This is a genomic window from Polyangium sp. 15x6 (genome assembly GCF_029960785.1).
In the GTDB taxonomy this organism is placed as follows: Bacteria; Myxococcota_A; Polyangia; order Polyangiales; family Polyangiaceae; genus Polyangium.
Genome location: NZ_JASBQE010000086.1, coordinates 18,413 through 35,609, shown reverse-complemented (window position 1 = coordinate 35,609; position 17,197 = coordinate 18,413). Strand labels below are relative to the sequence as shown.

The following is a 17,197-nucleotide window of genomic DNA, read 5'->3' as shown; positions in this document are numbered from 1 at the left end:
CACACGTGGCAGATGGGAAACCCGCTTGCGCGGACGAGCTGTCCCATGTAGCAGCCCCGAACCCCGGTCGGCGCGGGCGACGGACACAGGTGGCAGGTGACGGGGGCGACCGGCATCGGCGGCGGACACGTGTCGCGGACGGGCGGGGAGCTCGGAAAGGGCGAGTGACACACGTGGCCGGCGCGGATCCCGGTCGGCTCGGCGAGGTGACACGTGTGGCAGTCGGCGCCGGCGGTCGCCGGAGGGGGATGCCACGTGAGGCGGTCCGCGCGGGAGGTCGGCGAATGCGAATGACACGTGTGTGGACGTATTCGAGGGCTCGGCGACGCATTTCGCAGCAGAAACACGCGGCCGAAACCGCTTGCCGCCTCCCTCCCTGATCGTACCCTGTCACGGATTGCCGGGCGGGAGGGGCATTGCCTTGAACAGCGGGGACATCATCGCCTCGAGATACGTCCTCGAGCGCCCGCTGGCGAAAGGCGGGATGGGGGCCGTGTGGGTGGCGCGGCACCTCGAGCTCGACGTGCGCGTGGCCCTCAAGGTCATGGCGCCCGAGCACGTCGATACCGCATTCGCGCGGGACCGATTTCAACGCGAAGCACGGGCCTGCGCGCAGATCCAGCACCCGAACGTCGTGGGCGTCCACGATTACGGCGTCGTGGACGGCACGCCGTTCCTCGTGATGGAGCTCCTCCAGGGCGAGGATCTCCAGGCCTGCCTCGCGCGCGAGGAGCGCCTCTCGCTCTCTGCGGCCATTGCCGTGATCCTGCCCGTCTGCAAGGGCCTCCGGCGCGCGCACGAGCTCGGGATCATTCACCGGGACGTGAAGCCGAGCAACATTTTCCTCGCGCGCCAGGGCGACGATACCATCGTAAAGATCCTCGATTTCGGTGTCGCGCGGATCGTGCACGACGCGGCCGGACAGACGACCCGGACGGGGGTCTTGCTCGGATCGCCGAGCTACATGAGCCCCGAGCAGGCCCGCGGCCGGCGCGTGGATCATCGCAGCGATCTCTGGTCGCTCGCCGTCGTCCTTTACGAATGCTTGACGGGACGAATCCCGTTCGGGTCGCAGGCGCTCGGGGATCTGCTCGTCGAGCTTTGCACCGAGCCGGTCCCGCCGCCCACGACGATGGCCCCCAGCCTGCCCGCCGTCGTCGATCCTTTTTTCGCGCGGGCGCTCGCGCGGAACCCGGACGAGCGATTCCAGAGCGCGGAGGCCTTCGCCGAGGCCCTCGCTTCGCTCCGATCGGGCATGCCGAACTTCGTCCCCGGGCCGTCCCTGGTGATGGAACGATTGCCGTCGAATCCCGACGTGACCCTCGCCCAGACCCCGCCGCCGGCCGCCTTGCCGACCGCGCCCGGTGTCGCCACCACCACGATAGGCGTCAGCCGCCCGCGGGCCGCCAAGCTCGCGCTCGGAATCGCCGCCCCGGTCGTCCTCGGCCTCGGCGCGCTCGCCGCGTATCGTCTCTCCTCGCCGAAGGAGCCCGTCGAAATGACGACCACGGCTCCGGTGGAGCCATTGCCGGCGCAGCCGCCCGCGTGGCCTGTGCCCACGCCGAGCGTGTCCTCGACGCCGGCACCGACGGTCGCGCCCACGCCTGCGGAATCGGCGCCGTCCGCCGCGCCGCCCCCGGACACGCCGCCCCCGGACACGCCGCGCAAGACGGCCCCGACCTCCGCGCCCCGCGCCACCTCGAAGCGCCCTCCGCCGTCTTCGCCCGTGCCCCCGCGCGACCCGACCTTCGGCTTCTGAATCGGGAGTTTTCATGCGCCTTCGCTGGCTCGTTCCTTTCGTCTCCGCGCTCTTTCTCACGCTCGCGCCCTCGACCTCGGACGCGCAGCCCAGGCCGGCGAGCGTTCCGGACAAGCGCGCGATGGCCCTCGACCACGCGCACCAGGGGCTCGACGCTTATCGCGAAGGGCGCTTCGAGGAGGCCTACGAGCACTTCCGCGAAGCGCAGGCGCTCTTCCCCGCGCCGACCTTGCTCGTGCACATGGCCCGTTGCCAGCGCAAGCTCGGCAAGGTCGTCGAGGCGAAGGCGCTTTATCAAGAGGTCCTCGCCGAGCCCTTGCGCGAGGATGCGCCGCCGCCGTTCGTGGAGGCGCATCGCGACGCCGAGCGCGAGCTCACCGAAATGGAGGCCAAGCTCGTCGTGGAAAAGAAGGTCTCCGACCGACCGGCACCCGCGCCCTCGAAGGGATCCGTCGTGCCCGGCGTGATCTCGCTCGGCGTGGGCGCGATTGGGCTCGGGGTCGGGGCCGTGACGGGGGCGTTTTCGATGGCGAAGGTGTCCGATGTCCGGAGTCGCTGCCAGGACGACCATTGCCTTTCGGCCTATCGCGTCGAGGCCGACGAGGCCCGGACGCTCGGCCAGGTCTCGACGGCGGCGTTCGTGGTGGGAGGCGTCGCGGCGGCGGCGGGCGTGGTCTTGCTCGTGCTCCGCCCGGGGGGCACGGCGGGCGCTTCGACGGGCGCCGTGAAGGATCTCCGCGTCTCCGTGGGGATCGGCCGGGCGGAACTCCAGTTTCGTTATTGAGGGACGGTCATGCAGGTGTTTTCGAGCGGCCGGGCGCGCGGGGTCCTCGGCGCGCTCCTCGGGGCGGTCGGGCTCCAGGGAGCGCTCGGGTGTAATTCGATCACGGGCGTCGACGCGCTCCGATTCGAGGCGTGTGCGCCGAGTTTTTCTGCTTTGACCGCGACGGACGAGTACGGCGGCGACGGGGGAAGCCCGTTCCTGGACGAATGCCCGGAGGGCGAGGTCCTCGTGGGCCTGCGGAGCGGCATCAGCAACTCGTACGTGTCGGGCCTCATCGCCATTTGCGGGGTGGTGCGCGCCTCGGAGACCCACCCTTATGCGATCACCTCCACGCCGGGCACCACCCTCCCGATCATGCGCGGCTTGACGTCGACCACGGCGCCCGAGATGTGCCCGCCGAATACGATGGTCGTCGGGTTCGAGGGCACGACCGGGCCGTTCTCGACCACCGAGGTTATCTCGAGCCTCCGGCTCCACTGCGCGCCGCTCCTCGCGTCCGGCACGCCCGAAGCGCCGTCGCTCTCGCTCGGGGAGAGCACGCGCACGGAGTCGTTCGGCCGCGCGGAGGACGCGGGAGACGCCTTCGATCCGACGTCTTGCCCGGCGAACCAGGTCGCGCGGGCCATTCTCGGGCGTTCGGGCTCGCTCGTCGACGCGTTTGGCCTCGGGTGCGCGGAGCCCTCGCTCGCCTGTCCCGCGTCCCGCGCCGCATCGGAGGAGTGACATGCGAGGCTTCCGCTTGCTCTTCGAATCGTTCAAACCGAAAACCCCGCGGGAGGATCTGTCCGTCCGCACCTTCTCGGTGCGCGAGGCGATCTCCGAGCCGTTCGAGGTCTCCATCATGGCGCGCTCGCACGACGCGAGCATCGACCTCGAGGCCATCGTGGGCAAACCCGCCGCCTTCGTGATGGAGCGCGGCGACCATTTTTCCATTGGCCAGGCCCGCCGCCGGTGGGAGGGCATCTGCACGCACATCGAGCAGGTGCGCGTCGAGGATTCGGAGACCGGCGAATCCACCTATACGCTGACGATCATGCCCAAGCTGTGGCTGCTCGGGCAGCGGCTCGGGTATCGGGTCTTCCAGCACCTGTCCATTCCGGACATCGTCGACAAGCTGCTCGGCGAGTGGAAAATCCAGCACAAGTGGGCGATCGACCGAGGGGCGTATCCCCGGCTCGAATACCGGGTCCAGTATGGCGAGAGCGAACTTTCGTTCCTTTCGCGCCTGCTGGAGGAGGCCGGCATTGCGTACACGTTCCCGGACGAGGACGGCGCCGGCACCATGCTCCAGTTCGCCGATGCCCTCGCCGCCGGCAAGCCGCACCCGCGCTCGCCCTTGACCTTCGAGGACACGCCGAACCGCACCGCGCCGAAGGAATACGTCACGGCCGTGCAGATGAGCCACCGCGTGCGGCCGGGCGCGTACGTCGTGCGCGACCACGATTTCCGGCGGCCCGATTTTCCGACACAGGGCGAGGCCCCGAAGGCGCTCGACCCGGAGCACCGGTACGAGCAGTTTCATTACCGCCCGGGCGCGCTGCTCGTCGAGACCACGAAAGGGGCCGGCGCCACGCCCGTCGCCGACGACAAAGGCATGGCGCGGCGCGACGAGGGGTTCGGCACCACCCGCGCGACGCAGAGCCTCCAGGCCGAGCGCCACGAGAAGCGGGTCGTCACGTACGAGACCAACTCCATGATCCTCGCGCCGGGGGTCCTTTTCGTGATCCAGGACCACCCGCACCTCGGGCTCGCGCAGCAGCGATTGCTGGTGACCGAGTTCTGCCTCTCGGGCAGCGTCGTGTCGGAATGGGAGATGAGCGGCCGGGCCGTGTTCGCGGCCGATCCTTACAGGCCGCCGATGACGACGCCGAAGCCGCGGGCGCTCGGCATGGAGAGCGCGGCGGTGGTCGGGCCGCGGGGGCAGGAAATTCATACCGACGAATTCGGCCGGATCCGGGTCCAGTTTCCCTGGGATCGGGAGGGCAAGAACGACGACGACAGCTCGTGCTGGATCCGCGTGAGCCAGGGCTGGGCGGGGACGGGGATGGGATCGATCACGATTCCACGCGTGGGGCAGGAGGTCCTGGTGGGTTTCCTCGGCGGCGATCCGGATCAGCCGGTCGTGGTCGGGCGGGTCTTCAATGGGAAGAACCTCGTGCCGTACAAGCTGCCCGAGCACAAGACGCGGAGCACGCTGAAGAGCGCGTCGTCGCCCGGCGGGAATGGCTCGAACGAGCTCATGTTCGAGGACGCGCGAGGAAAAGAGCTCGTGTACGTGCAGGCGCAGCGCGACCTCTACGCGCGGGTGCTCGGCGACGAGCACGAGAGCATCCAGGGCCATCACCGCGTGCTGGTCGGCGGGCGCCAGGACCTCGTGATCAAGGCGGAGAAGAAGGAGCTGGTCGCCGGGCGGAGTGATCTGCACGTGCGAGGGGACGAGCGCCGGCAGGTGGATGGCAAGGCGTCGCTCACGGTGGGCGGGAGCCGGCACGAGAAGGCAGAGCAGAGCCACGCGATCGAGGCCGGAAAGGAGATTCACCTCGCGGCGGGATCGTCGGTCGTGATCGAGGGTGCGCTCGACCTGACGTTCAAAGGGCCCGGGGGGTTCGTTCGAATCGACGCGGGTGGGGTTTCCATCGTGGGGAACATGGTGCGAATCAACAGCGGGGGCATGCCCGGCGCGGGGAGCGGGGCACGCCCGGACGCGCCCGAGGATGCCATCGAGGCGGTGGTGGACGTGCCCGGCGCGGGCGCGCCGTGAATCGAGGAGGGGGACGATGCCGCCTGCGGCGCGCATGACCGATTTGCATGTATGTCCTTTGATGCCGGCGGGTGGGCCCGTCGCGGCGCCTTGTGATCCGCGTGTACTGATCGGGTACATGCCCGCGGCGCGTGTGGGCGACGTGGCGACGTGCGCGGGGCCGCCGGATGTCATTGTCGCGGGAGCACCGACGGTGCTGATCGGATATCGGCCGGCGGCGCGGCTCGGGGATCCGACGGCGCACGGAGGGATGATCACGATGGGCTGTCCGAACGTGCTGATCGGCACGTCGGCGCAGGCCCGCACGCTCGAACGCGCGGCGCAGGAGGGGACGCCGCTCTGCGAGCCATGCGAGTGATCGTCGAGGTGCAATGGGGGCGGCTCGCGTCGCAGCGGGCGGCGCTCGAGCCCGGCGGCTCGCTGCGCGTGGGGCGGACGGAGGTCTCCGATTTCGTGGTTTCGCACGATCGGCGGATGTCGGGTCTCCATTTCGAGGTGTCGTGGGACGGGGCGTGTTGCCTCGTGCGGGATCTCGGGAGCGATACGGGGACGTGGCTCGACGGGCAGCCGGTGCGCGAGGGGGAGGCGCGGAACGCATCGTGGATTCGCGCGGGGGACACGGTGTTCATGGTGTTTTTCGAAGGGGCGACCTCGCGCCCGCGGCCGGCGGATTCACCCGAGGTATCCTCGTGCAAGGAGCGAGCGCTCGAGGCGTTGCGGGCGGAGAACCCACCGCTGTTCGCGCTGCTCGACGCGGCTCGTGACAAGCGAATCCGTGAGCTTTTGCGAGAATCCGTCGACGAATCTCGTTCGCTGTACGAAGGCACGCAAGGTGACGCGCTCGCCGAGGTGGCGCCCTATCTCGTGCGCTTGTCGCCGGAGAGCGCGCTGATGGAAAAACTCCTCGACGAGGGATGGGGCCGGAGCTGGGGCGTGTACCTGACGAGCGCGCGTCCGCTTCCGGAAGTGCGGCGGCATCTCCGGCGGCTCTCGATGGTGGAGGCGGAAGGGGAGTCGAAGCGGCTCTATTTCCGGTTTCAGGATCCGCGGGTGCTCCGGCGATTCCTGGCGATGAGCAGCACGCGGCAACGAGGGGAGATGTTCGGCTCGACGATCGAGGCCTTCTTGATGGAGGGGGAGCAGGGCGAGGTTCTTCGCGCTTCGCGCAGCCCTTCGGCGCCATGAGGTTCACGGGGGATCAGATGGCGCAATGGCAGATCCAAGAGCCGAGCGTCCAGCGGTGCGTGCGTGGGCCGACGAGGCTCCGCGGCGATCCCGTGTACCAGCGCGAATCGTTCGTGTACCAAGGGCAACCACGCGAGCGTCCTTTGCGCGTGACCTTCGAGCTCGGCGCGGGCGCGGCGAGGGGGCAGAAGCGACGGCGCGAGGAGCTCGAGACGCCGCTCGCGCTCGTGGGGCCCGGCGGCGCGGCCGATCCGATGGTCTTTCACATGGATCGATTCCACCTCGTCGCGCACCGGTGGGGCGGGAGCAAGGAAAGTGAAAACCTGGTTTCAGCTTATGCCGGGTTCAACCGGACGGAATGGAGCAACTTCGAGGGCGCCATCGACCAGGTCGTGCAGGAGCGCGGCGGCCCCGTGCGGGTGACGATCACCCTCGGCTACGACGATCAGAGGGATCCGCGCGTGCCCGTGCGCCTTCACGTGAAGGTCGAGGAGGAGCTCCTCGACGGCATCTTCGTGCAGCGTCACAACGGCTGGTTCGTGCCGACACCCCCGACAGCGCAACGTGCCGAGGACCGGTGGCTCGAAGAGTTGATTGCCCAGCATCGAGACGCCTTCGTGGCCTCGGGCTTCAGCGCGCACATGCTGCACGATCCCTCGGGCATGGCGCTCAATCTGCCGAACGTGCCCGGTCGACACGCCATCCTGGATTATTTGCACGTGAACGGGCACCTCGCGGGCACGGCTGCGGCGAATGTGACGCTCGGAAACAACAGGGAGTTCACGGCTGCGCAGCGGGATCTGATCCTCATGCACAACCGCATCCTCAACCGAAGCGGATTCGTGGTGTCGGAATCGCCCACGGACCCCGCGCATGGCTGGCCCGCGCCGCCGGGACGCCGCCCCGGCACGCTGCTCGACGGCAGCACGCACGCCGCGCCGCAGGTCGATCACATGTATCCCCAGGCGCACAACGGCTCGAACGCATACAGCAACGCCATGGTGATGAGCGCGCAGCACAACAACGAAAAGCGAAACAGCGTGACGCCCGACGTCCAGGCGGAGGCCGCGCTCAACAGGCGGCGCTCCGAGCGGCCGCGTCGCTGACCGCCCATGGGTCTCATCTGGGAGCCGCCGCGCTGGGGCGTCGCCCCAGGCCCCACCAGGGGTTGTCCACCCCTGGACCCGGACCAGCGCAAGCGCTGGACCCGGGGTCGATGAACTGCGCGATGCGCAGTTCATCGAACAGCCGAGGCAAGACCGGCGAGCAACGCTGCCAATCAAGACAGCCGCGCTGCCCTTTCGACGGGCAACGCGGTCCAACCGGCCCGTTGGAAGAACTGCGCGGAGCGCAGTTCTTCCATCACGAGTCCAGCGCTTGCGCTGGTTCGGGTCGAGGGGCGAACAGCCCCCGCGGGGCCCGGGGCAGCGCCCCGGCGCGGCGGCCTCGAGAAGATTCAGGGCACGCGCCGTCACCACCCGTCCGTGGTCCCGACCCGCGCGATCGCCACGCCCCGCAAGGCCACCGGAGACGCCTCGCGCGCGTCCGCCGGGAGGTGCGCTTCCGCCACCATGCGCGCCGTGAACTTCGTGAACATCGGCATCCTCTCCGCGAGCGCCTCCGGAAAGTACACGGGCAGCTCGCGTTCGCCTGCGGGGAGCTGCCATGCGCCGCGCAGGTGCTTCCCTCCGAACACGGCGCGCCGCTGATGACGGCGGTTTTCGAGGAGGATTCGCTCCACGCGCGCCGCGACCTCCGCCGAGGAGACCACTCGTTTTTTCGCCTGCGCGTGCGCCGCCTCGATCGCCGCGCCGAGCTCCCGCGCCGTGACGGGATCACGAACGGAGTCCGGGGCGCTCAGGTATTCGCGCGCCGCCGCGAGCGCCTCTTTCGATCGCTCGTCCCCGCCCGCGATCGGGCCGACCACCGCCACGAGCGCCCGCAATGATTCGACTTCGTCGAACGAGAGGGAAAGCTCTCCCTCGACCAGGACGAGCGGCGCGACGAATCGACCATCCTTGCGAATGGCGGCACGCACCGCATCTCGGATCGCTCCCTCGCCCAGCGCCGCTCCGTGCGCGAGCACCTCGAACATCTCGCGCCGCTCTTCCACCTCGGCGGGCTCGAAGCCGAGCTCCGGATCGTCGATGTCCGGATCGAGGGGCTCGTCCGCGAGCGCATCGAGGATCTCACGCCACGCGGGCTGCTTGCGGATGCGTGGCAAGCTCCGCGGTTCGAACCAGAGAAGATCGAACACCCGCGAGGGCACCGCCCATTCTTTCGGGGTGGCCAGGGCCGGCTGCATCGCCGGGGGAACGTCGACGAGATCGGCCGCCGCATTCGACGCGGAGAACGCGCTCGGGGGCGCGCGCGGCGTGCCGGACGGGGAGGGGACCGGCGACGGAATGGGCGGAGGCGGCGGCGACGCCGTGAATTCGGCGCGCCACGTGGACATGGTGCCCGTTCGAAACGGGAGCGCCGGCCGCGCGTCGCTCACGTCGGGCGCGAGGGCGAGCGTCGAGGCGGGCGACAGCGCGCGTTTGCCCGAGGAGGGCGGGCCCGCCGTGCGATACGGCGGATCGAACCAGGCGATCGGCTCGCCCGCCACCTCCACGCCCGCCACCACGCGCAGCGCTTCGAGGGCGTTCTCGTGGGGGAGCATCATCCACCGCCGACAGACCACCGTGCACCGCTGCTCGTCGCCGTCGATGCGCAGTGTATCGATGCAGAGGTCCATGGGCTGACCGTCCGGGATGCCGAAGGCCGAGAGGCCATGAATCCGCGCGACGCCGCGCACGCCGGGCAAACGTGTCACGAGCCGGGGCAGGGTGGGGTGCAAGCCTTCGAGCACGATATGCTCGTCGCCCCGGAGAAAATCGGTCTGCTGATCGAGGGGCGCGGCCTGGAAATAGGCGCCGTCGAAGCCTGGGTGGATCTCGGCGATCCGGCCTTCGAGCACGCTCCGCGAGGTCGAACCGAGGAGGCGCTTGCGCGCGGGCCAGGCGCGCGCGATGGGGCCGAAACCCGCGGGACGCCGCGGGTCGCCCGGGGTCGAAATCGTCGGTTCGCCATCGTCGACGCCGAGGGGGTTGTCCGGGACGTCGGGGCCTCCGAACGCGCGCTCGTACACGATGGGCATTCGCTGCGAGCCGCGCGCATCCTTCAAAAGGATCGTCTTGTCGAGCAGCACCCGCTCGCCCGCGTGAAGCTGAAGGCGCGCGCTCGGCGCATGACCGTGCCCCGTGAAGAGCACGTCGGCGCGCCCCAGGTAGGGGACGAGATCACTCGTGAATCGCACGCTCCGCGCGGGATTGTCGCCGTGGTGGACCTCCTCCCGCAGGATCGGCTGGGGGTCGGCGCGCGGCATTGGCGCGTCGGGCGCGAAGGCAAACGTCGCCTTGGTGATCACGGTGGCGTGCAAGACGCCGCTCGCACGAAATGCCACGACGGCCGCCTCGGCGCCCGGGAGGGGCGAGATCGCGGCCACCCCATCGACAAGCATGAACGAGCGTATCACGAATGCATGCTCGCCGCCCCCGGCCGCACGAGCGCTGCACGCGGAAAATGCGATTGCGTCCCGGGCAGGGCTATTCGCGTCCGATTCCGGTGTACCAGAAACCGAGGGCGCGCACCTCGTCCGCGTCCCAGACGTTCCGGCCATCGAAGAGCGCCGCACTCCGCATCACGCGCTTGATCCGCGAAAAGTCCGGCCGGCGGAACTCGTGCCATTCGGTCACGAGCGAGAGCGCGTCGGCGCCCGTGACCGCGTCGTACATCGACTCGCAATACGTGATCCGGTCGCCGAGCACGGCCCGCACGTTCTCCATCGCCGCCGGATCGTGCGCCCGCACCGCCGCGCCCGCGACGAGCAGCTCTTCGATCAGCACGAGCGCGGGCGACTCGCGGATGTCGTCCGTCTGCGGCTTGAACGCGAGCCCCCAGACCGCCACGGTCCGGCCTTCGAGCGTGCCATCGAAATGGCGGCGGATCTTCTCGAAGAGGAGCTTCTTTTGCCGCGCGTTCACGCGCTCCACGGCGCGCACGACCTCGAGATCGTGCCCGAGCGACGCGCCGATGTGGATCAGCGCCGAGATGTCCTTGGGAAAACACGAGCCGCCGAAGCCGGGGCCCGGGAACAGGAACTTGGGGCCGATGCGCGGATCGGCGCCCACCGCCTTGCGCACGAGCTCGATGTCCGCGCCGAGCTTTTCACTCAGCACGGCGAGATCGTTCATGAACGAGATCCGCGTGGCGAGCATGGCGTTCGAGGCGTACTTCGTGAGCTCCGCGGAGCGCGCATCCATTGCGTGGATGCGATCACTCGTCCGGACGAACGGCGCGTAGAGGTTCCGCAGCACGGCGAGAGCGCGCGCGTCGTTCGAGCCGATCACCACGCGGTCGGGCTTCATGAAATCCTGGATCGCCGCGCCTTCCTTCAAGAACTCGGGGTTCGACGCGACGCCGAAGGGTTCGTCCGTGAAGCGGCGGAGGATGGATTCGATCTTGTCGGCCGTGCCCACGGGGACGGTGCTCTTCGTGACGACCACCTTGAAGCCGTTCATGTTCTTGCCGATGGTCTCGGCGACCGCGAAGACGGCCGAGAGATCGGCAGAGCCGTCGGCCGCGGGCGGGGTGCCGACGGCGATGATGACGACCTCGGCGGCGCGGATCGCGGCGGCGAGGTCCGTGGAGAAGGTCAGGCGGCCGGCTTTCGCGTTCTGCGCGATGAGGGCGTCGAGGCCGGGTTCGTAAATGGGGACCTCGCCCCGCGAGAGACGCTCGATCTTGCCGGCGTCGACGTCGACGCAGGTGACGTCGTTTCCAAAATCCGAGAAGCCTGCGCCGGCCACGAGGCCGACGTAACCGGTTCCAATGACAGCAAGTCGCATGAACGCACCTCCGCGCCGAAGGCGGAACGTTGGTTTTTGATGAAACGGAATCCGTTATTCGCCGGCGACGGCCGAGGCCCTCGGGGTCCCCTTGCGGAGCGGGATCTCGCGGGTGAAGAGCGCGAGGACGAGCGCGATGAGCCCGAGCGGGAACGCGCCGTCGAAGACTCGCGTGACGGCCCGCGCGAACGAGACGCGCACCGCCCGATCGCCCGCGCGGCCGAGCTCGAGGGCACGCGCTTCTTCACGCGCGAGCGCCTCGGCGTCGGCAGACGGCGCGCGGCGGAGGGCGTCGTATTTGGCATGCACCTCGTCCGCGAAGCGATTCTCGGCCGACCGCGGGGCCTCGCCCGCGCCTTCTTCGACGACGCCGCCTTTTCGCAGGCGATCCGCGTCGAAAACAGCGTCGAACTGGGGCTGCACCGCGGCCGGGACCTCGGCGCGCACGGGCCCGAGCCGCTCCGTGAGCCCGTGCGCGAGCGTGGTCGCGAGGACGATGCCGAAGATCGCGCTGCCCACGACCTGCCCGAGCTGCTGGAAAAACTGCCGGCCCGCGGTCGCCGTGCCGACGTGCTGGAAGGGCACGGCATTCTGGATCGAGAGCGTGAGCATCGGCATGACGGGGCCCATGCCGCAGCCGAAGACGAAGACGCAGAGGCCGATGCTCGTGAGCGTGCTGTCCGCGCTGAGCGTGCGCAGGAGGAAGAGCCCGACGCACGTGAGCACGAGGCCGCCCACGATCATGGTCTTGTAGCGGCCGGTGCGGTGCACGAAGCGCGCGGTGATGACGGAGGTCGAGACGACGGCGGCCGTGAGCGGGAGCATGGCCATGCCTGCGGCCCGCGCCGTCGCGCCGAGCGAATTGACCGCGAGCACGGAGATGAACAGGAGGGCCGCGAAGAACGCGGCGCCGATGCACATCGAGGTGAGCGTCACGAGGACGAAGACGCGATTGCGGAAGAGCGCGAACGGGATGATCGCGTGGGGGTTCTTCCGCTCGACGAGGACGAACAAGACGAGGCCCACGAGCGAGAGGCCGAGCATCCCGAGCACCTCGGGCGCGAGCCAGCCCGCGAGCGGTCGATCCCCGCGCAGGGTCAAAAGGAGCGGGACGGTCGCGGTGACCAGGAAGAGCGCGCCGAGCCAATCGACCTTGCTTTCGAGGCCGCTGTGGAGGCGCGGCATTTTCGCGAGGATGAACGCGACGGCCAGGGCGCCGAGCGGCAGGTTGATGAAAAAGACCCAGCGCCAGCCGACGCCGTCCGTGAGCGCGCCGCCGAGGACGGGGCCGATGATGCTGGCGAGCGCGAAGACGGCGCCGAAGATGCCCTGATACCGCGGCCGATCCGCGGGCGCGAAGATGTCGGCCGGGACCGCGAACGCCGTGGAGGTGATCGCCGCGGCGCCGAGGCCCTGGACGCCGCGCGAGACGACGAGCGCGAGCATCGAGGGCGAGAGGCCACAAAGGACCGAGCCCACGAGGAAGATGCCGATGCCCGTGAGAAGGACCGTCCGCCGACCCAGGCTGTCCGAGAGCTTGCCGTAAATGGGCACCATGGTGGTGCTGGCGAGCAGGTAGGACGTCGAGGTCCAGGCATAATACTCCATGCCCTGGAGCTCGCCGACGATACGCGGCAAGGCCGTGGCGACGATGGTCTGATCGAGCGCCGCGAGGAAAAGCGCCATCATCACGCCCGCGAGCACGAGGGCCTTCGTGCGGGGCTCGAGGAGGCTCGCGTAATCGATGCGTTCGCCGGCGGGCATGTGGGTCGTGGGAGCGGTCATGATATCACGCTGCGCGGTGGGCAGGGGCCACGCCACGGCGGGGGTCCCTGAACGCGAGCTCTTCGAGCGCGCGGGCCGCGACCTTGTCCTGCTTGAGCTTCTGGATTTCGGCGCCGACGCGGCGAGCGCGGGCGCGGAGGGGTTCGTCCGCGAGCAGGGCCGAGAGCTCGGCGCGGATCGTGTCGGGCGTGGCCTTGTCGAGGGGCAAATGGCGGCCGAGCCCCGCACGCTCGACGAGCGACGCATTGAGGATCTGATCGCCGAAGAGCGGGATGACCAGCATGGGCAATCCATGCAGCAAAGCGCGCCCCACCGTGCCCCAGCCGCCGTGCGTGATGAGCGCCCGCGCCTCCGGGAAGACTTCGTCGTGCGGGATGTACTTCTCGATGCGGACATGCGCGCCGAGGCCCTCCGGGACGTCGCCCGCGCTCGCCGCCGTGCCGAGGACGGGGACGCCGAGCGGCGCGACGGCTTCGAGCGCGCGGCGGAAGAGGCCATTGTCATGGCCGGTGGTCGTGGTGCTGACGACGATCGTCCCGGGCTCGACGCGCATCGTTTCTCCGCGCGGCCGCGCGGCGACGTTGAATGTCGTCGTGCCGACGAAGAGCTGGCCGTCGCGGAGCGGGGTGTCCCCAGCGAGGCCGCGGTACGACATGATGATGTGCAGGTGCGGCGAGGCCATCGCGGCGATGAGGTCCGCCGTGCCGCGGGCATACGGGGGAAGGCCGAGTTTTTCGCGGTCGGCGCGGAGGGAGACGAGCCCGTTCAGGAGGGCGTGAGGCACGGCGGGGAACTTGCCGATGCGGCGCAATTTGGGCGCGTGCTCGAGCATCAACGGCAGCCCGTCCCGCGTGAGGACCGTGCCCATGTTGCCGGCGCTCGCCCAGGGGATGCCCACGCGCTCCGCGGCGAAGGCCGCGCCGTAATCGAAGAAGTCGTACACGACGCAATCGACCCGCTCGCGGCGCAGCACGGGCTCGAGCTCCTGCGCGAGCAGGACGTTCCTCGCCTGGAAAAACCCGCGCATGAACGGGAATCGCAAGAGCCGCGGGATCCACGTCGGCAGAGAAAGATGCTGCGCGTGCGCCGAAAGATCCTGGAGGTCGACGATTTGCTCGTACGGGACGAGCTCGGCGCCGGCCGCCTTTACCTCGGCCGCCCGGTCCGCCTTCGTCTTGAAGAGCACCCGATGGCCGCGCGAGCTGAGCTGTTCCGCGAGGTCGAGGACACGCAGCAAATGGCCCGACGCGGTCGAGCTGGTCAGCAAAAACGTCCCGGTCCTCGGTGCATCGTCGAACATCGCCTCGTTCCTCCCCGCGGCGCAACCGCAACTGGTAGTTGCGATGATGTAGCAGCCTACGTCTCCACCGCAACTACCAGTTGCGATCCGGGTCGACAAAGCCGCGAAGTTGGCTTTCACTGGCCTGAGATGCGATCGGAGCCTCGTGGACGGCAGGTCATGAAGGAGGAGAAGTCGAGCCTTACCGAGCGGCGTGCGCTGGTCCGGGGTGAGCCGGTCGTGCGAGGGGTCCTCGCGGCCGCGCTGGAGGTGCTGGCCGAGGTCGGCTACGAGGCGCTGCGGATCGAGGACGTGGCCGCGCGCGCCGGGGTCAACAAGACCACGGTCTATCGGCGCTGGCCGACGAAGCAGGACCTGGTGCGGGCCGCGTTCCGATCGATCACGGTCGATCGCGCGATCACGCCGAGCACGGGGTCGCTGCGCGGGGACCTGCTCGTCATCGCGCGCAACATGGCGACGCAGGCGAGCTCGCCCGAGCTGCAGGGCCTCCGGCGCTTGCTCTTCGCCGAGGATCGCGACGCCGAGCTCGTGGCGATCGCCCAGTCGATCCACGAATCGATGGAGGCCCTGCCGCGCCCCGTGATCGAAGCGGCCGAGGCACGAGGCGAGCTCGCGCCCGGCATCGACGCGACACTGATTTTCCGTTGCATGGCGGCGACCATCCACCACCGGCTCGGCATGGAGCGCAGGCCGATCGACGAGGCATTCCTCGCGCGGCTCGTCGAGCTCTTGCTCATGGGCGCCCTCGCCCCGGACAAACGGAGCTAGACGCGCGGATCAGACGCGCGGCGGGAAGGCGAAGCGGCTCTGGTTCTCCGCGAGCCACGCGGCGAACGAGCGGAGGTTCGGGTTCAGCGCGCGCGTCCGCGCGATGTCCCGCAGGCCGCAATAATCGGCCATGAAATCACGTTTGAACTGAAACATGTTCCCGAGGTCGTCGGCGCCGGGGAAATCGAGGCGACGGTACGCCTCCGGGTCGATGGCGTGGTACCGCACCTCCTCGCCGGCAATCGCCGAGAATGCGGCGGCGAGCTCGCTCCCGGTGAGGTGATCACTCGCGACGCCGAGGCGCTGCCCGATCATCTCGGGGCCGCGCTCGAAGATGCCGTAGGCGCAACGCCCGATGTCCTCCGTGGCGATGCCCGGCATCTTGGCCGTGCCAATCGGCAGGGTGAGGGTGAGGCGGCCCTGCCCGTCCCGCTGGGGTCCCATGCCGAGGTGAAGGAAGTTTTCCCAGTAAAACGAGGTATGAAAGAACGTGGTCGGGACGCCGAGCGCGGTGAACGTCGCGTCGGCCTCGCCCTTCGCGTCGCTGTGCGGGACCTTGTATTTTCCGCGCAGCGTCGGCATGCGATCGTCCGAGAGCGGCACCCATTTGCGTGAATCCTCGATCGTCGACCAGATCACGTGCTCGACGCGCGCGGCCCGCGCCGCCCGGGCCATCGCGCGCGCTTGTGCGGTCTCTCTCTCCGGGGAAAAATGGCTCCAGAAAAAGGTGACGCAGTAGGCGCCGTACGCGCCCTCGAACGCGCGGCGCAGGCTGGCCTCGTCGTCGAGATCGGCGAAGGTGATCTCGGCGCCGAGGGCGCGGAGCTCCTTCGCGGCGGACGAATCGACATTGCGCGTGATTGCGCGAGCGCGGAATGCGCCGTTCGGGTGGGCGGCGATGGCGCGGACGAGACCTCCGCCCTGCGCGCCCGTGGCGCCGACGACGGCAATGACGCGTTTCGTGAAGCTCATGATTCCCTCCTCAGTCCTCGGCGCGCACTCTGGCATGCTTCGTCGCGCATAGGAAGGCGGAGCGGAGTCCCACGGCGTTCAAGGAGAGGTCATCACGTGAGGTAAAATGTCCCGAGACACATTTCGTCCGTCGTTCCTTCGCCCCATGGAACGTCCTTCGGCGGCATCTTCACCCCGTCCACGACGGGCTGGTTCTCCGCGGTATGGTCCCGTGGCATTCGATTCAGCGTCATCGGTTCGACGAATTCGTAGGAGCCCAGCCGGTGGCTTCACGTTTGCCCTATCGTAATGTGCTCCCGTAGGTGACCACGTCCGCGGGCGGGCCGCCCGCCGGGCCCCAGCGCTCCCGCAAGCGTCATGGACACCACGGGCGCCGAGAGGTAAAATCATCCCCCATGGGCCTCTACGTCGGGCATTTCGATTTCACCGTCCCTTTGCTCTGGACGGTCCCCGCGCTGTTTTCGCCAGAAAATTGCGCGAAGATCCTCGACGGCGCGAGCGACGGCGCGTGGCTGCCGGCCACCGTGAACGCCGAGGAGGGGCGCGTCGTCGATACCCGCATTCGTTCGAGCACCACGGCGGTCCTGCGGGATCCCGCGCTCGCGGACGAGCTCTTTCGCCGGGTCTCGCCCCACGTGCCGGAGCGCATGACCACCGAGCTCGGCGCGCGCGGGCGCGTGACGATGCATCTTTCGGGGATCTTCCTGCCGCTCCGGATTTACCGGTACGAGGTCGGCCAGCATTTCGGCCTGCACCAGGATCAATCGTACGCGGGGGAGGGCGGGACGCGCAGCCTGCTCACGCTGATGGTCTATCTGAACGAGGGGTTTGCCGGCGGAGAGACCGAATTTCCCGAGCAGGAGCGCACGATCGTCCCGAAGACCGGCGACGCGCTGCTCTTCCAGCACATGCTCCTCCACGCGGGAAACGCCGTCACGAACGGCACGAAATACGTCCTGCGCTCCGACGTCCTGTACCGGCCGGCCTCTTGAGT

The 17,197-nt window shown here is 69.1% G+C and carries 14 protein-coding genes and 1 pseudogene; 9 read left to right on the top strand and 6 right to left on the bottom strand.

The window, feature by feature from the left end; all coding sequences use genetic code 11:
* The first annotated feature begins 421 nt into the window (after window positions 1-421).
* The 7 genes and pseudogenes from QHF83_RS40245 to QHF83_RS40215 all read left to right on the top strand — a co-directional run bounded on the left by QHF83_RS40245 (window position 422) and on the right by QHF83_RS40215 (window position 7,595).
* A complete protein-coding gene (locus QHF83_RS40245; RefSeq protein WP_282423393.1) occupies window positions 422-1,759 on the top strand; it encodes a serine/threonine-protein kinase in 1,338 nt (445 codons plus the stop codon).
* 13 nt (window positions 1,760-1,772) lie between these two features.
* Window positions 1,773-2,543: a tetratricopeptide repeat protein gene (locus tag QHF83_RS40240; protein WP_282423392.1), complete on the top strand. Its 771-nt coding sequence runs from the start codon at window positions 1,773-1,775 to the stop codon at window positions 2,541-2,543.
* A gap of 9 nt (window positions 2,544-2,552) precedes the next feature.
* On the top strand, window positions 2,553-3,266 hold the full coding sequence (locus tag QHF83_RS40235) for a hypothetical protein (protein WP_282423391.1): 714 nt from the start codon (window positions 2,553-2,555) through the stop codon (window positions 3,264-3,266).
* Between the two features lies 1 nt (window position 3,267).
* Window positions 3,268-5,304, top strand: a complete 2,037-nt coding sequence (gene tssI / locus QHF83_RS40230) for a type VI secretion system tip protein TssI/VgrG (protein WP_282423390.1) — start codon at window positions 3,268-3,270, stop codon at window positions 5,302-5,304.
* Window positions 5,305-5,320: 16 nt separating this feature from the next.
* Window positions 5,321-5,590 (top strand): annotated as a pseudogene (locus QHF83_RS40225) (PAAR domain-containing protein); the annotation flags it as partial.
* 62 nt (window positions 5,591-5,652) lie between these two features.
* Window positions 5,653-6,489, top strand: coding sequence for a DUF4123 domain-containing protein (locus tag QHF83_RS40220; RefSeq protein ID WP_282423388.1), 837 nt, complete (start codon window positions 5,653-5,655; stop codon window positions 6,487-6,489).
* Complete coding sequence (locus QHF83_RS40215) at window positions 6,486-7,595, top strand: DNA/RNA non-specific endonuclease (protein WP_282423387.1); 1,110 nt, start codon at window positions 6,486-6,488, stop codon at window positions 7,593-7,595. Before QHF83_RS40220 ends, QHF83_RS40215 begins: the two co-directional genes overlap by 4 nt.
* 365 nt (window positions 7,596-7,960) lie before the next feature.
* Here the strand turns inward: QHF83_RS40215 and QHF83_RS40210 are convergent, their stop codons facing one another.
* From QHF83_RS40210 to QHF83_RS40195, 4 genes are all read right to left on the bottom strand, one after another.
* On the bottom strand, window positions 7,961-9,991 hold the full coding sequence (locus QHF83_RS40210) for a DUF2169 domain-containing protein (protein ID WP_282423386.1): 2,031 nt from the start codon (window positions 9,989-9,991) through the stop codon (window positions 7,961-7,963).
* Between the two features lie 85 nt (window positions 9,992-10,076).
* Complete coding sequence (locus tag QHF83_RS40205) at window positions 10,077-11,378, bottom strand: UDP-glucose/GDP-mannose dehydrogenase family protein (RefSeq protein ID WP_282423385.1); 1,302 nt, start codon at window positions 11,376-11,378, stop codon at window positions 10,077-10,079.
* Window positions 11,379-11,432: 54 nt separating this feature from the next.
* Window positions 11,433-13,163, bottom strand: a complete 1,731-nt coding sequence (locus QHF83_RS40200; protein ID WP_282423384.1) for an MDR family MFS transporter — start codon at window positions 13,161-13,163, stop codon at window positions 11,433-11,435.
* Window positions 13,164-13,167: 4 nt separating this feature from the next.
* On the bottom strand, window positions 13,168-14,463 hold the full coding sequence (locus QHF83_RS40195) for a glycosyltransferase (RefSeq protein ID WP_282423383.1): 1,296 nt from the start codon (window positions 14,461-14,463) through the stop codon (window positions 13,168-13,170).
* 159 nt (window positions 14,464-14,622) lie between these two features.
* Between QHF83_RS40195 and QHF83_RS40190 the strand changes: the two genes are divergently transcribed.
* Complete coding sequence (locus QHF83_RS40190) at window positions 14,623-15,231, top strand: TetR/AcrR family transcriptional regulator (protein ID WP_282423382.1); 609 nt, start codon at window positions 14,623-14,625, stop codon at window positions 15,229-15,231.
* A gap of 9 nt (window positions 15,232-15,240) precedes the next feature.
* On the opposite strand, the gene QHF83_RS40185 is transcribed toward QHF83_RS40190, so the two are convergent.
* Together QHF83_RS40185 and QHF83_RS40180 are read right to left on the bottom strand one after the other, a co-directional pair.
* Window positions 15,241-16,203, bottom strand: coding sequence for an NmrA/HSCARG family protein (locus QHF83_RS40185; RefSeq protein WP_282423381.1), 963 nt, complete (start codon window positions 16,201-16,203; stop codon window positions 15,241-15,243).
* 92 nt (window positions 16,204-16,295) lie between these two features.
* Entirely contained in the window at window positions 16,296-16,436 is a 141-nt protein-coding gene (locus QHF83_RS40180) for a hypothetical protein (protein ID WP_282423380.1), read from the bottom strand.
* 162 nt (window positions 16,437-16,598) lie between these two features.
* Here QHF83_RS40180 and QHF83_RS40175 point away from each other — a divergent pair, with 162 nt between their 5' ends.
* Window positions 16,599-17,195: a 2OG-Fe(II) oxygenase gene (locus tag QHF83_RS40175; RefSeq protein WP_282423379.1), complete on the top strand. Its 597-nt coding sequence runs from the start codon at window positions 16,599-16,601 to the stop codon at window positions 17,193-17,195.
* The last annotated feature ends 2 nt before the right edge of the window (window positions 17,196-17,197 follow it).